Raw genomic sequence first — 13756 nt, forward strand, 5'->3', positions numbered from 1 at the left:
CATGCGCAGGCAGCCCACCGCGTCGCGATGGGCTTGAGCGCGGTCATTGCTGTCATCGGGTCTTTTGGATGGTCCATGGTGACGAGCCATGCACGGGCAGCCCGCCGCGTCTCGGTGGTCTTGAGCGCGGTCCTTGCTGTCACCGGATGTTTCAGATGGTCCATGGCGGCGAGCCATGCGCAGGCAGCCCGCCGCGTCGCGATGGGCTTGAGCGCGGTCCTTGCTGTCACCGGATGTTTCAGATGGTCCATGGCGGCGAGCCATGCGCGGGCGGCCCACCGCGTCGCGATAGCCTTGAGCGCGGTCATTGCTGTCGTCGGATGATTTGGATGGTCCATGGCGAGCCATGCGCGGGCGGTCCGCCGCGTGGCGATGGGCTTGAGCGCCTTCATTGCTGTCATCGGATGTCTTGGATGGTCCATGGCGAGCCATGCGCGGGCGGCCCGCCGCGTGGCGATGGGCTTGAGCGCGGTCATTGGGGTTGTCGGATGATTTGCATGGTCCATGGTGGTCGGGGGCTTGCGGTCAACGGCGACCGCCTCTTCCGCCACCGCCTCCGCCGCGGCCGCCTGCAAAGCCGCCGCCACCGCCACCGCGGCCGCCGGAGAAATTGCCGCCTCCGCCTCCGCCTCCGCCCGCGAAGCCGCCGCCTCCTCCGCCTCCGCCCCCGCCCGCGAAGCCGCCGCCTCCTCCGCCGCCGGCGCGCTGCGAGGCGTGCGCACTGCCGCCCGCGTTGCGCGTCGACGCCGTCGAGCTCGCCCTGCCGCGATCGAAATCGCGTTGCGCCGCATTGCCGCCGCCGACACCCTGAAACGCGTTGTTGCCGCGGTCGGCCTGACGATTGCCGGCGCGATCCGCACCGGCTGCCGTGCCGTCCCGTGCGTTGCGGCCATCGCGTGCGTCGCGACTAGCCTGGTCATCACGGCCACTCCGTGCGTCGCGACTGTCCTGGCCATCACGGCCATTCCGTGCGTCGCGACTGTCGCGGCCGTCACGAGCGGCGTCACGACTGTCGCGGCCATCACGCGCGGCGTCACGACTGTCGCGGCCATCACGCGCGGCATCACGACTGTTGCGGCCGTCACGCGCCTCACGACTGTCACGTCCGTCCCGCCCCCGAAACTCGCTCCTCCTGTCCGCCCCGCTGGCATTGCCGCCAAACTTCTCCCGCGTGGCCCCGTCGCGATACGCGACCCCCTTCCTGTGACTCGCATCATGCTTCCATCGATTGCCCCCTTCGACCTTGGTCCTGTCGAAGTTACGATCGATATTGGTCGCGCGATTCACGTCGATATTCACGTCGCCGCCGCCCCAGTTGCAGTCCGAAAATATGGCCCCGGCCGCCGCGAGCCCGACGCCCCAGGCAAAGCCCGTCATCAGCGCGCCGCCAGGGTAATAGGCGGGATATGGCGGCCAGTAGTACGGCGGATACGCGGGCGCGCTCCATCCCCCGTAGACGACCGTCGGGTTGTACGCGGGCACATAGATGACCTGCGGATTCGTCGGTTCGACCTTGATGATGGTCTGCGTCGCCGCGGCTTGCGTGCCACTGGCGGGCGGCGCGCTCTCGACGGTCACCTTCTGCTGCTCGTTCGACTTGAGGTTGCCGGCATCCTTCGCCTTCGCGCGCAGGCGCTGCACGGCCGCCAGTACATCCTTCTCTTGCGCGAGGAACGCGTCGCCGAGCTTCTGCGTCCAGTCCAGCTTGTCGTTCATCGGCTCCAGGACCTGCGGAAACGCGACCAGCGACTTGACGCTGACGTCCCACGGCTGATCCTGCACCGCCTTCACGGCGGCATCGCCCTTCATGTTGGGATTGGCCTTGAGCCAGCGGGCCGCCTGCACCACCTCGAGCGGATAGGTCGATGCCATCAGCGCCTGCGACAGAACGGAGTCCGGGTACAGGGCAATCGGCGCGACCAGCGCCTCCAGCTCCTCGGGCTTGAACGGGCGCGACGTGGTGTCGGCGCCCTGCGCATGCACGGTGCCGATGGCGGCGAGAAAACAGCCCAGCAGCCACTTCCCGAGCCACCGCACCACGCACGATGACCGAGTCGGCCGCGCGATGTGGAGCGTCATGGCGCCCGTTCCTCCGGAATATTGTTGAAGTTACATATAGGTGGCCCGCGCGCATTGGACAATGGAACCTTGGTCCAATGCGACAACGTCGCGCGTTTGTCTGCTTCCGCACAGAGGCATGGACGGCATGCCACTAACCTGACTCGCCAACGATTCCTGCCTTGGGGGCAAAGCCGATGCGCGACAAGCCACGCCGAATCACGCGTGATGAAGGAGTGTTCAACCGGCCGGAGGCGATGCCCATGCATCCGTGCCCCATCGAACCGGGTTGGATCCACAGCGGGACACCCGTGACCCGCAGCGGCGACCACTCGAGCGCGCGCGACGACTTCGCGTGGACCTCCGTATGGGACTGCACGCGCGGCACGTTCGAGTGGCACTTCGACATGGACGAAACCGTCTATATCCTCGAAGGCCAGGTCAGAGTCACCGACGCCAACGGCGACACCCATCTGCTGACCGCGGGGTCGATCGGCTATTTCCCCGCACACTCCACGTGGCGATGGGAAGTCGATCGCTACGTCCGCAAGATCGCGTTCCTGCGCCGGGAAGTCCCGCTCGGCCTGCGCCTGGCGACGCGCGTCCTGTCCAGACTCAACCTGGACGCGCGCCTGCGCGCCCCCCGAGATCCGGACGCCCCACGCATGCGCCGTTCGACGGCGGCACTGGTGCTGATGTCGCTCGCGCTGTAACTGGCCGGCCCCGACGCGTATCAGAGTTTCGAGCCGCCATCCACGTGCAGCGTTTCGCCCGTGACCCATCGCGCGCGGTCGGATGCCAGGAATTCGATCGCGGCGGCGATATCGTCGGGCTCCGCCAGGCGCTTGAGCGCCTGCATGCCGAGCGTGTAGGCCCTGCCCTCCTCGCTCTTCGCAAAGCTGGACATCTCGGTGGGCACGACACCCGGGGCTACCGCATTGACGCGGATGCCGCGCTCGCCCAGCGCCGACGCGAAGTGCTTCACCAGCGTGTCGATGGCGCCCTTGGTGGCCGAGTATGCCGACAGCGTTCCAACGGCCGCGCGCGCGGCGAGCGAAGACAGCAGAATCACACTGCTGCCCTTGCACATGACCGGCAGCAGCTGCTGGACGAGAAAGAACGGCGCACGCACGTTCACCGCGAACAGATCATCGAATTCCTCGACCGTGGTGTCCTCGATGTTTGCCGCCCGCGCGATCCCGGCGTTGGCCACGAGGATATCGAGCCGCCCGCCGATAATGGCGCGCGCCTGCCTTGCGAGCGCGTGCGGGCCATCGGCCGTGCGCAGATCGGCGGCGATTTTCTCCGCCTTGCCGCCGAGCGCGTGGATCTCCGCGACAACGGCGTCCGCGTCGCTCGCGCTGCTCCCGTAATGGACGAGTACCTGTGCGCCCGCGCGTGCCAGTGCCAGCGCACTTGCACGCCCGATGCCCCGCGATGCGCCCGTTACGAGCGCGGTCTTGCCGGTGAGTAGGGTCATGATCGTTGACTCCCTGATATCAGCCCGCGGTCTTTCCGCCATCGACGGTAAGAATCTGGCCCGTCACGAACGTCGCGCCGGCCGACGCGAGATAGACGACGGCCGCGGCGATGTCTTCGGGATTGCCGAGCCGCGCGAGCGGTACGCCGCTCGCCAGTGCCGCCTTCCGCTCCGGCGTGCCCGTAAAGCGATCGAGCATGCCGGTCTGCGTCGGCCCGGGTGCGACCGCATTGACACGAACGCCGAGCCCGGCCACCTCGAGCGCCGCGGACTTCGTGATGCCCTCCACCGCATGCTTGCTGCCCGCATAGACCGTGGCATACGCAGCGCCCTCGTGGCCGTAGGTCGATGAGATATTGATGACCACGCCGGCGCGTTGGGCCGTCATGACGCGAAGCTCGTGCTTGAGGCTCAACAGCGTGCCCAGCACGTTGGTGTCGAACGTCGCCGCGTAGCTCTCGGGCGTCTGCTCCGTGATCGGACCCGGCTGGCCCTCCGTCCCCGCATTGTTGACGGCAACGTCGAGCCTGCCGAAGCGGGACACCGTGCGCTCCACGAGCTCGCCGACCTCGCGGTCGCGGCGCACATCGGCCTGTACGAAGATGGCCTCGGCACCGAGGCCGCGCAGTTCGGCCTCGAGGGCCGTCCCTTCCGTGGCGCGGCGGCCGGAGACGACGAGCCTTGCGCCGGTGCGCGCAAAAGCGATGGCGGTGGCGCGGCCGATGCCGGTCAGCGCGCCAGTGATCAGAACGACGGGACTAGACATGGAAAACTCCTGTAAGGTATCGCTGTCACGCATGGGTCTCGATCTGAGGCTTGGCGGACGCGGTGGGTACAGGACGTAATCTAGGGGCCCTGGAAGCCGTTGAAAAAGACTTTGTAAGCCTGTGGGCATGCCTCGCAGGCATGAGATGGGCGGAGAACGGGCATGGAACTCAGACACCTCCGGTACTTCATCGCCGTGGCGGAAGCCGGCAGCCTCACGGACGCCGCCGCGAACCGGCTTCACACCTCCCAGCCGTCGCTGAGCCGGCAGATCCGCGACCTCGAGGAACGCGTGGGCGTGGCGCTTCTGACGCGCGGTGCGCACGGCGTGGCGTTGACGGACGCGGGCCGCGCCTTCCTCGACCATGCGCGCCTGGCCATGGCGCAGGTAGACGCCGGCGTGGAAGCCGCCCGCCGCGCGGCGCAGCCGTTGAAGCCGCGCTTCGCGCTGGGGTTTCTCACCGGCCAGGAGATCACCTGGCTGACGGACGCCATGCGCCTGCTGCGCGCGGAGTTGCCGAATATCGAGGTCAGCGTCTCGAGCGACTACTCGACGGAACTGGCCGCGGCAGTGGCGCACGGCAAGCTCGATGTCGCCTTTATGCGCGCCGAGCCCGGATACGGCCTCGAGTACCGCGTGGTGGCGCAGGAGCCCCTCGTGGTCCTGATGCCCAGCGATCACCCTCTGACCTCGCGCGACACGGTCAGCGCCGAGGACTTGCGTCATGCGCCGTTTATCGCCATGGGCGAGAAGGCCCGGGTGCTGCGGCAGGTCGTCGATGGCTATCTCGCGAGTGCGGGCATCGAGGTGGACATTGCGCAAAGCGTCGACAACCCGGCCATGGTGATGTCGCTGATCGCCTCGACGCGCGGCATGACGCTGATCCCCGCATATGTCGAGAACCTGATGCCGTGGTCCGTGGTCAGCCGCCCGCTCGCGGGCCAGGCGCCGACAATCGATCTCGCCGTCGGCTATCGCCCCGACAATACGGCGCCGACGCTTCAGCTGTTTCTGTCGCGCATTGAGGCACTGCGGTCGAGCATCGACGGCCCCGCCGTCCGCTAACCGGTCAGCGCCGCTTGCCCGCCGCGGGCTTTCCCAGCCCGAGCTTCTCCATCGACTCGTGCGCGTCGAGCACCATCATCGCCACTTCGGCCACGGTGATACGCAACTGCGTCGCGCGTTCGCGCATATATTCATAGGCCTGCGTCTCCGCCATCTGCTGGTGGTCGCCGAGGATGCGGATGGCCTTCTCGATCTGACGGCGCGAGCGGATCGTGGATTCGAGCTTGTCGATCTTGCCCTGCAAGCGGTGATAGAAGCTCTGGGACGAGCGCGCCAGCACCAGCGTGCTCAGAATGCCGGCGGAGCGGAACGGTTTCGTGATGACGCCGTGCGCGCGCGTGTCCAGCAGCAGCTTCAGCGTCGTGGGACTCTCGTAGTCGGACAACGCGACCAGCGCCGCGTCCACCGCGCCCGCATTCCATTCCGGGTTGCCTTCGAGGTCCTGCGAGACCTGGAAGAAGATCACATCCGAACCCGTGGGCGGGTCGGCCGGGTGCGGCCAGACGATCTTCAGCCGACAGCCGATCCTCTGGATCTGCTGGACGATGATGTCGCGATCTTCGCCCGGCGGGTACACGATCGTCACGCAGATGCTGCGCAGATCCTCATAGAGGCGACGAAGACTCGTACTCATGGGTTCACCTCAACCAGAATTCGGAGAACCCGAACGTAGACAGATAGGGGTCGGGCCGGATCGGTTCCTTTGCCTCCCAGACGATATCGAACTGCCCGTCGCTGCGGCACACGCCGATGCGCGGCGTGAGGCAGCAGTGGTTGTTGTCCGCATCGAGCACGACGCGCCCTTCCGGCGAGTCGAACTCCACCGCATGCGCGGCCTCCACGAGCTTGCGCCGGTCCATGCTGCCGCAGCGCTGCAACGCGCGCGCGAACAGATGCACCTGCGTATAGGCCATCTCCGACCACGTGCTCGTCGGCCGGTCTCCGAACCGCCGGCGCCACAGGTCGATAAAGCGCTGGTTGCTCGCGTTCGGCAGCGACCCGAAGTACGTCGCGGACGTGATATGCCCCGCGCAGAGTTCGGGCCCGATCAGCCGGATCTCCTCTTCGGCCATCGAGAGGCTCGCAATCGGAATACGCTTCGGATCGAGCCCAAAATCGCGATAACGCTGATAGAACTGCCGCGCGGACTCGCCGACGAGCGTGGAGAACACGACGTCCGGCTGCAACGCCTTGATATCCGCGAGCACCTCGTCGAGGTCGCCCTGTTCCGCCTCGATCGGCAGGTAAACCTCGTCCAGCACCTCGCCGCCCTGCTGCTCCACCATATCGCGCATGATCCGGTTGGACTCGCGCGGATAGATATAGTCGGCACCGACCAGAAAGAACCGCGTGGCCTTGTTCTGCATCAGGTACGCGGCAAGCTGGACGCTGTTCTGATTCGGCACGGCACCGGTGTAGATGACGTTCGGCGAGTATTCGAAGCCTTCGTAGAACGAGCAGTACCAGAGCAGCGCGTTGTTGCGCTCGATCACGGGCAGCACGGCCTTGCGGCTCGACGACCGCGAGCAGCCGAAGATCACGGTGACCTCGTCCTCGACGAGCAGCCGCGTGGCGAGCTTGCGGTACTCGGTGGCGTCGCCCTTCGGGTCGTAGGCCACGGGAATCAGCGGACGATCGAGGACGCCGCCGATCCCGTTGATCTCCTCGATGGCCAGCGCGGTGCCGTAGAAGTGCTCGGACTCCGTGACGCCCGTCGCCCCGGAGCGCGAGAACAATACGCCAACGCGCCAGCCATCGTCCTGCGCGGTGTCATCAGCCATGGTGCCTTCCTATCGGTCAAAGATCGCCTGCAATGCCGCCGCGTCGCGGGTTTCCTGCAGGGCGAGCATCAGCAGGATCCGCGCCTTCTGCGGGCTGAGGTTGTCCGCGAACACGGCGCCCGCGGCCTTCAGCGTCTGCCCGCCGCCCACGAACCCATAGGACGGCTGCACGCGCCCGTTGGGCACGCGCGTGGAGATCACCACGGGCACGCCGCCGGCAATCGCCTCGCGAATCGCTTCGTACATGGGTTCGTTCACATTGCCGAAGCCGAGCGCCTGAATGACGAGCCCCTTCGCACCGAGCCCCACGGCGGCACGAATCAGATCGCCCGTGGCCCCGCCGAACATCGGCAGGATCTCGACGCGCGGCAGCGGCAGGGAGCCGATCGCCAGCGTCTGCCGCCGCGTCGTTGCCCGCGAGATCACGATGCGGTCCGGGTCGATCACGCCAAGCAGGCCGAAATCCCCGGACTTGAACGTCTCGACGTCGGCCGTATGCGTCTTGGTGACCTCCCGCGCGGCATTGATCTGATTGTTCATCGCAATGACCGCGCCCAGCCCCCGCGTATTCGGCGCCGCGCAGATCCGCGCCGCGTTGAGCAGGTTGCGCGGCCCGTCGAAATCGGGCGAGGACGCATTGCGCTGGGCGCCGATCAGCACCAGCGGCTTGTCGCCGCGAATCGTCAGGTCGAGGAACCAGGCCGTCTCCTCGAGCGTATCGGTGCCATGCGATACGATCACGCCGGCCACTTCCGGCCGCGCGAGGGCGGCCTCGACGGCGCGTTGCAGCGACACCCAGCGTTCCGCATCCATATAGTCGGACGGCACGTTCGAGAGGTTGTTCACCTCGAGCCGCACGATCTCCGAGATGCCGGGCACGATCGCCACCAGATCGTCGCCCGACAGCGCCGGCACCGGCGCGTTCCGGACGGGATCGATCTTCATGGCGATAGTGCCGCCGGTGGAGATCAGTTGGCACAGCGGCAGGCTTGCGGAAGCTGGGGTCATGACGAATACCGGTAAGAAAGAGTGGAGGTCCGCCGCTATTCTGACGGTCAGACGCGCAGATGTGCAAATACCGCATCGACGGCACCGGCCGCCCGCGCTTCGCCCTGATCGACCACTTCCCCCTGCTTGAGAATCACGTACCGGTCCGCGACCCTGAGCGCAAACGGCACGTTCTGCTCGACGATCAGCAGCGTCGTCCCACGTTGCGCGCGCTCCTGGATCAGCGCATTGGCCAGCCGGTCGATCACCGATGGCTGCAGCCCTTCGGTAATCTCGTCCAGCACGATGACCGAGGGCCGCATCATCAGCGCGCGGGCCAGCAGCAGCATCTTCTGTTCGCCGCCCGAGAGCGTGCCCGCCGGCTGCGGCAGCCGGGTCTTGAACACCGGAAACAGCGGCTCGATTGCCTCAAACCGCTCCTGGAACAGCGACTCCCTCGGCAGCCCCAGCCGCAGGTTGTCGCGGATGCTCAGGTCGGCGAACAGCGCATGCTCCTGCGCCGCGTAGGCAATGCCCTGCCGCGCGATGCGATGCGGCGGCATGCGCGTGATGTCTTCGCCGTGCAGGTAGACGGCGCCGGCCTTCTTGGGCAGAAAGCCCATGATCGACTTGAGCAGCGTGCTCTTTCCCATGCCGTTCTTGCCCAGCAGGGCCACCGCTTCCCCGGGGTTCCCGTGCAGCGACAGATCGCGGAGGATCACCGCGCTGCGGTATCCGCTCGTGACGCCTTCCAGCTTCAATGCGGCGGCACTCATGTCGTCTCCTTCTGCACGGCGGCGCTACCCGAATAGATGGTCCTGACCAGCGGGGAATTGACCACCTCCTGAAAGCTCCCCTCCATCGCGATGGTGCCCTGATGCAACACGACGATGCGTGTCGCGATCTGCTCGACGAAGTCGAGATCGTGCTCGACCAGCAGGCAGCACAGCCCGTAACGATGGGCCAGCGACGACAGCACCTCGCCGATATGCGTGCGCTCCGTCTTCGTGAGGCCGGCCGTCGGCTCGTCCAGCAGCACCACGCGCGGTGCCAGCGCGAGGACCATCGCCAGCTCGAGCGCCTGCTGCTCGCCATGCGACAGATCGCGCGCCACACTGCCCAGCTTCTGGTCGAGCCCCGTCACGCGGACCACATGCAGTGCATAGGCGGGCAACCGCAGCGAACGATCCTGCCCCGTGAGCGACGGCCGCTCCAGCCGCGTGCCCGCGATGCGCAGGCATTCGGCCACCGTCAGCGACTCGAAGATATTGGCGTTCTGAAACTTGCGGCCAAGCCCGAAGTGGACGCAGGTTTCAGGCGGGAACTGCCGGATATCGTGCCCGCACAGCTCGACCGTGCCGCCGCTGCGCGCGGCGCCATCGCTCATGCAGCGCATGAGCGTGGTCTTGCCCGCGCCGTTGGGGCCGATCAACCCGACGAGCTCGCCCGGCCGCGCTTCGAAGTCGATACCCTGCAGCACCTTGAGCGCCCCAAAATGCTTCTCCACGCCCGTCATGCGGATCGCGGGGCCGGCGCCCACCTCGGCCACCTCGGCTGCCTCGGTCGCCTCGCTCGCCACCCCGGCGGTTCGCTCCTCGAGCACGGGCAGGCTCGCCGTCGGCCTGCCCAGCCCGAACGGCTTCAGCAACAGCGGCATCAGCCCCTGCGGCATCAGCACGATGACCACCACGAATGCGGCGCCCAGAATCAGCTGCCACGCAAACGGCATGCTCCCGCTGAGATAGGCGGTGGCGACGTTGATCAGCACCGCGCCCGTCAACGGGCCCCAGAGCGTGCCGCGCCCGCCGAGCGCCGCCCAGATGATGAACTCGGTGCCGAGCGCAAACCCCGCGAGTTCGGGCGCCACGACCCCGCTGAACGATCCGTACCCAAACCCGGCGATGCCGGCGACGGCACCCATGGCGACGAGCAGCACGATCTTCACCAGCGACGTATCGATGCCCAGATAGGTGCAGCGGGACTCGTTGTCGCGAATGGCAGCCAGAATGCGCCCCGCATCGCTGCGCACGAGCATCCAGCCCAGCAGGCCCGCCAGCAGCAGCGCGCCGCCCGCGATCCAGTACCAGGTCTCGATCGAGAAATCGAAGGTCTCGTAACCCGTGAGTCCGGAACTCGATCCGGTCCAGTCGCCGCCCGACAGCAGCAACTGCGTGAGGACGATCGGCAGCACCAGCGAGATCACGGTCGCAAAGAATGGCGAGGCGCCGCGGTAGAACGAGAGCCAGCCCACCAGCGCCGCCACGGCCGCGCTCACGGCGATGGTCAATCCCACACCGAGCAATACCATGCCCATGCTGAAACCGCCGTGCGTGAACACGAGCCCCGAGACATACGCTCCGATGCCGAAGAACGCGGACTGCCCGAACGTCAGGTAACCGGTGTAGCCCCAGAGGATATCCACCGTGATCACGACGATCGCAAAGAAGAACGCCTTGATCAGGATGTTCTGCAGGTACGTATCGAAGAGCCACGGGCCCGCCGCGAGCACGATCAATGCTATCGCGCCCAGGCCCGCCAGCCGCGACGCCGAGGGCCGCGACCGCGCCGCGCCCGCTTCCCGCCCCGAACCGGGCAACGTCATATCTCGGTCAGCCATGAGAGAACCCCTTCGGACGAATCCGCAACGTCACCGCGGCCAGCACCGCGATGGTCAGCCCGCCGAGCACGGGGTTGGCATAGGTGCTGACCAGCACCTGCGCGGCGCCGAAGACCACGCAGGTCAGCAGCAGGCTCGCCATGGAATGGCCGGACACCATCACCAGCATGAACGCGCTGATCAGCCACGGCAGGCCCATGTTCGGATCGACGCTCGAGAGCGGCGTGATCATGGCCCCGGCCAGCGTCCCCAACCCCGCACCCAGACAGAACGTGACAAAGCGCACGCGTCCCGAGTGGATGCCCAGGCTGCTGGCCAGATCCTCGTTCATGATCACGGCGCGCGTGTTGACGCCGAACCGCGTGCCCGTCAGCAGCGCCGTCAGCAACAGGCACAGCACCACGGCCACGGGCACCAGCACGAGCCGGTACGCGGAGTACTCGACGCCGAAGACCGACCACGTCCCCGCGAGCGGCGCATCCGCGAACTGGACCTCGCGGCCGAATGCCATCACGATGAGCTGCCCGATGACGATGCTGAGCCCCCACGTCGCGAGGATGGCATCCAGCGGGCGCTTGTAGAGGGGCCGGACGATCAGCCATTCCACGAGCATGCCCACCAGCACCCCCGCGACCATCGCGAGCGGCCAGCCGAGCCACGGGTCGATATGGAGGCGCGTCACCACGTAGCTGGCGTAGCCGCCCAGCGTCAGCAGCGCCCCATGCGCGAAGTTCACGATCTTCATGACCCCGAAGATCATCATGAGGCCTGCCGTCACGACGAACAGCATGCTCGCCGTGGTCAGCAGATCCAGCAATAGCACCATGGTGCCTCCTTACTTGATGTTCGGGCATTGCGCGCCCGGATCCACGTTCGCAAAGGTCTCGAGGATCTTGATCGTACCGTTCGCCTGCACCTGGCCCAGCCGCATCGAGAGCGGCGTATGCCGGCTCTTGTTCATCTGCACCGTGCCGCGCGGCCCCGTATACGACACCTCGCCGAGCGCCTTCGTGACCTTGGCCGGATCGATCGAACCCGCCTTCTCCGCCGCGGCCTTGTACAGATAGAACGCCTCGTACTGCGGTTCGGACAACTCGTTCGGCGTCTTCAGGTCCGCGCCGAACTTCTTCTGCATCGCGGCCATGAACTTCTTGTTCTCCGGCGTATCGATGCTCGTCAGGTACGACGCCGACATATACAGGCCGTCCGCCACATCGCCCATCGTCTTCGCCGTGCCCTCGTCGATCGCCAGGTTGCCATACGGCAGCGTCAGGCCCGCGCCCTTGATCTGCTTGGCCAGCGACACGTTCGGCGCGCCTCCCGCCGTGGCGCTGATCAGCGCGTCGGGCTTGGCCGCGCGGATCTTGGAGACGACGGTCGTCCAGTCGCTGCCGTCGATCGGAAGGTACTCCTCGCCGATCACCTTGCCACCCTGGCGCTCGATGTATTTCTTCGTGAAATCGAGCATGCCGCGGCCGAACGCATAGTCATTGCCGACCAGGAAGAACGTCTTGGCGTTCTTGTTCTTGCTGAAGTAGTCCACCACCGGCGCGACCTGCTGCTCGGGCACCCAGCCGTTCACGTACATCCAGTTGTTGCACGATCGCCCCTCGTAGAAGGACGTATAGATATAGGGCACCTTGCCCTTGCTGATCACCGGGAGTGCCGCATTGCGGGCCGCGCTTGTCTCCATGGCGATGACCGCATTGACCTTCTTCTGGAACACCAGCGTGTCGAACGCTTTCTGCGCGCCGACGGCGCCCGAGGCGTCGTCCACGATCTCCAGTTCGATCTTGCGGCCCAGAATGCCGCCGGCGGCGTTGATCTCCTCGACCGCCAGTTGCGACGACTGCACGACGGCGGGCGCCACCACGCTATTGGCGCCCGACAGGCCGACGGCGACCCCGATCCGGATGGGATCGGCCGCGTAAACGTGGGAGGCCACCAGTGCGGCAGCGGCGACGATGCCAGCGCGAACGGTAAACGGAAAGGCTTTCATAAGAGCTCCTGTGTCGATGGGGGGAACGGAAGGTCGGGTCAGTAAGGCGGCAACGGCGCGCCCGTACCTAGCATGGCGTCGTAAAGGTCCCGGCGCCGGTCGCGCAGGACATGATTGAAGGCGCTGATCTGCCGCGCGCGGCGCGCGACGTTCAGGTCCACGCGCGCATAAAGGATTTCTTCGCGATCGCGCGAGGCCGGGCCCGCCATGGGCCACCCATCGGCGCCCACGATCAGGCTCTGCCCGATAAACGGCTGGCCGCGCTCGACGCCCACCCGGTTCGCGCAGACGATGGTGAGCCCGTTGCTGTGCGCGCCGGCCATGGCCAGCGTATTGGCCATCGCGGGACGGTCCGCGGGCTGGTTGGGCATCGGCACCCAGTTCGTGGGCATGGCCACGATATCGGCGCCCTGCATCGCCAGCAGCCGGAACGTCTCCGGAAACCAGCCGTCGTAGCACACCACGATGCCGAGCCGTCCGAACTCGGTATGGAACACGGGCAGGCCCTTGTCGCCGGGCTCGAAGAACAGGTTTTCCTCGCCCCAGAGATGGAGCTTGCGATAGGTGCCGAGATGCCCCTCCGGGCTGACCAGCACCGCCGAGTTGTAGAGCCGGCCGCCCTCGCGTTCGGCAATGCCGGCGGCGATATGGATGCCGTGCCGGCGCGCGGCGTCGATCCACGCCTGCGTGGTGGGGCCGTCCGGCACCGGTTCGGCCAGCGCGAACGCTTCCGCGCGGCTGCTGAAGACGTAGCCCGAGTTGGCAAGTTCGGGCAGCACCACGAGCGTGGCCCCATGGGCGGCCGCTTCCCCGATCAACGCCAGGGACCGCGCCACGTTCTCTTCCTTGCTCCCCACGTGCGGCGCCATCTGGATGCTGGCGACGGTGATGCACGGAAATGGGGACGATTCGTTCTGCTCGGACATGCACGCTCCAAAAAGCAAAAAGCCCCTGACTGCGCACGACGCGCATGTCAGGGGCTTTCATAGCCGGTATGTGGTCA

General features: G+C 66.7%; 13 protein-coding genes. 2 read left to right on the plus strand and 11 right to left on the minus strand.

From position 1 onward, the window contains the following. Positions 1-525: 525 nt before the first annotated feature. Positions 526-2079, minus strand: a complete 1554-nt coding sequence (locus AAHB16_RS04195) for a DUF3300 domain-containing protein (RefSeq protein ID WP_342050182.1) — start codon at positions 2077-2079, stop codon at positions 526-528. A 242-nt stretch (positions 2080-2321) separates the two neighbouring features. Between AAHB16_RS04195 and AAHB16_RS04200 the strand changes: the two genes are divergently transcribed. Then, positions 2322-2771, plus strand: coding sequence for a cupin domain-containing protein (locus tag AAHB16_RS04200; protein WP_342050183.1), 450 nt, complete (start codon positions 2322-2324; stop codon positions 2769-2771). A gap of 20 nt (positions 2772-2791) precedes the next feature. On the opposite strand, the gene AAHB16_RS04205 is transcribed toward AAHB16_RS04200, so the two are convergent. Next, on the minus strand, positions 2792-3538 hold the full coding sequence (locus tag AAHB16_RS04205; protein WP_342050184.1) for an SDR family NAD(P)-dependent oxidoreductase: 747 nt from the start codon (positions 3536-3538) through the stop codon (positions 2792-2794). A 19-nt stretch (positions 3539-3557) separates the two neighbouring features. Continuing rightward, positions 3558-4304, minus strand: coding sequence for an SDR family NAD(P)-dependent oxidoreductase (locus tag AAHB16_RS04210; RefSeq protein ID WP_342050185.1), 747 nt, complete (start codon positions 4302-4304; stop codon positions 3558-3560). A gap of 162 nt (positions 4305-4466) precedes the next feature. Here AAHB16_RS04210 and AAHB16_RS04215 point away from each other — a divergent pair, with 162 nt between their 5' ends. Further along, positions 4467-5369 carry a LysR family transcriptional regulator gene (locus AAHB16_RS04215; RefSeq protein ID WP_342050186.1) on the plus strand — a complete coding sequence of 301 codons (903 nt, stop codon included), beginning with the start codon at positions 4467-4469 and terminating at the stop codon, positions 5367-5369. A 4-nt stretch (positions 5370-5373) separates the two neighbouring features. On the opposite strand, the gene AAHB16_RS04220 is transcribed toward AAHB16_RS04215, so the two are convergent. The 8 genes from AAHB16_RS04220 to AAHB16_RS04255 are packed head-to-tail and all read right to left on the minus strand — an operon-like array spanning position 5374 to position 13679. Beyond that, positions 5374-6003, minus strand: a complete 630-nt coding sequence (locus AAHB16_RS04220; RefSeq protein ID WP_191002358.1) for an ANTAR domain-containing response regulator — start codon at positions 6001-6003, stop codon at positions 5374-5376. Positions 6004-6007: 4 nt separating this feature from the next. Next, a complete protein-coding gene (locus AAHB16_RS04225) occupies positions 6008-7150 on the minus strand; it encodes a transporter substrate-binding domain-containing protein (RefSeq protein ID WP_150374526.1) in 1143 nt (380 codons plus the stop codon). A 9-nt stretch (positions 7151-7159) separates the two neighbouring features. Further along, a complete protein-coding gene (locus AAHB16_RS04230) occupies positions 7160-8158 on the minus strand; it encodes an asparaginase (protein ID WP_150374527.1) in 999 nt (332 codons plus the stop codon). 47 nt (positions 8159-8205) lie between these two features. Then, positions 8206-8913 (minus strand): branched-chain amino acid ABC transporter ATP-binding protein, encoded by a 708-nt coding sequence (locus AAHB16_RS04235; RefSeq protein ID WP_342050187.1) that lies wholly within the window; start codon positions 8911-8913, stop codon positions 8206-8208. Beyond that, entirely contained in the window at positions 8910-10754 is a 1845-nt protein-coding gene (locus tag AAHB16_RS04240) for a branched-chain amino acid ABC transporter ATP-binding protein/permease (RefSeq protein WP_342050188.1), read from the minus strand. The genes AAHB16_RS04235 and AAHB16_RS04240 overlap by 4 nt, the downstream gene beginning before the upstream one ends. Beyond that, a complete protein-coding gene (locus tag AAHB16_RS04245; protein ID WP_150374530.1) occupies positions 10747-11580 on the minus strand; it encodes a branched-chain amino acid ABC transporter permease in 834 nt (277 codons plus the stop codon). Before AAHB16_RS04245 ends, AAHB16_RS04240 begins: the two co-directional genes overlap by 8 nt. A 9-nt stretch (positions 11581-11589) precedes the next feature. Then, complete coding sequence (locus tag AAHB16_RS04250) at positions 11590-12753, minus strand: substrate-binding protein (RefSeq protein WP_150374531.1); 1164 nt, start codon at positions 12751-12753, stop codon at positions 11590-11592. Between the two features lie 38 nt (positions 12754-12791). Further along, the gene (locus AAHB16_RS04255) at positions 12792-13679 is read right to left on the minus strand and encodes a nitrilase family protein (RefSeq protein WP_150374532.1); all 888 of its coding nucleotides are present in this window, start codon (positions 13677-13679) and stop codon (positions 12792-12794) included. Between the last annotated feature and the right edge of the window lie 77 nt (positions 13680-13756).

The sequence above is a fragment of the Cupriavidus sp. OTU4054 genome, from assembly GCF_038440175.1.
In the GTDB taxonomy this organism is placed as follows: domain Bacteria; phylum Pseudomonadota; class Gammaproteobacteria; order Burkholderiales; family Burkholderiaceae; genus Cupriavidus; species Cupriavidus pauculus_D.

What these genes read in the sequence shown, in the direction of transcription:
- AAHB16_RS04195 (WP_342050182.1), bottom strand. Translation starts at nt 2,079, where the DNA reads ATGACGCTCCACATCGCGCGGCCGACTCGGTCATCGTGCGTGGTGCGG.
- AAHB16_RS04200 (WP_342050183.1), top strand. Translation starts at nt 2,322, where the DNA reads ATGCATCCGTGCCCCATCGAACCGGGTTGGATCCACAGCGGGACACCC.
- AAHB16_RS04205 (WP_342050184.1), bottom strand. Translation starts at nt 3,538, where the DNA reads ATGACCCTACTCACCGGCAAGACCGCGCTCGTAACGGGCGCATCGCGG.
- AAHB16_RS04210 (WP_342050185.1), bottom strand. Translation starts at nt 4,304, where the DNA reads ATGTCTAGTCCCGTCGTTCTGATCACTGGCGCGCTGACCGGCATCGGC.
- AAHB16_RS04215 (WP_342050186.1), top strand. Translation starts at nt 4,467, where the DNA reads ATGGAACTCAGACACCTCCGGTACTTCATCGCCGTGGCGGAAGCCGGC.
- AAHB16_RS04220 (WP_191002358.1), bottom strand. Translation starts at nt 6,003, where the DNA reads ATGAGTACGAGTCTTCGTCGCCTCTATGAGGATCTGCGCAGCATCTGC.
- AAHB16_RS04225 (WP_150374526.1), bottom strand. Translation starts at nt 7,150, where the DNA reads ATGGCTGATGACACCGCGCAGGACGATGGCTGGCGCGTTGGCGTATTG.
- AAHB16_RS04230 (WP_150374527.1), bottom strand. Translation starts at nt 8,158, where the DNA reads ATGACCCCAGCTTCCGCAAGCCTGCCGCTGTGCCAACTGATCTCCACC.
- AAHB16_RS04235 (WP_342050187.1), bottom strand. Translation starts at nt 8,913, where the DNA reads ATGAGTGCCGCCGCATTGAAGCTGGAAGGCGTCACGAGCGGATACCGC.
- AAHB16_RS04240 (WP_342050188.1), bottom strand. Translation starts at nt 10,754, where the DNA reads ATGGCTGACCGAGATATGACGTTGCCCGGTTCGGGGCGGGAAGCGGGC.
- AAHB16_RS04245 (WP_150374530.1), bottom strand. Translation starts at nt 11,580, where the DNA reads ATGGTGCTATTGCTGGATCTGCTGACCACGGCGAGCATGCTGTTCGTC.
- AAHB16_RS04250 (WP_150374531.1), bottom strand. Translation starts at nt 12,753, where the DNA reads ATGAAAGCCTTTCCGTTTACCGTTCGCGCTGGCATCGTCGCCGCTGCC.
- AAHB16_RS04255 (WP_150374532.1), bottom strand. Translation starts at nt 13,679, where the DNA reads ATGTCCGAGCAGAACGAATCGTCCCCATTTCCGTGCATCACCGTCGCC.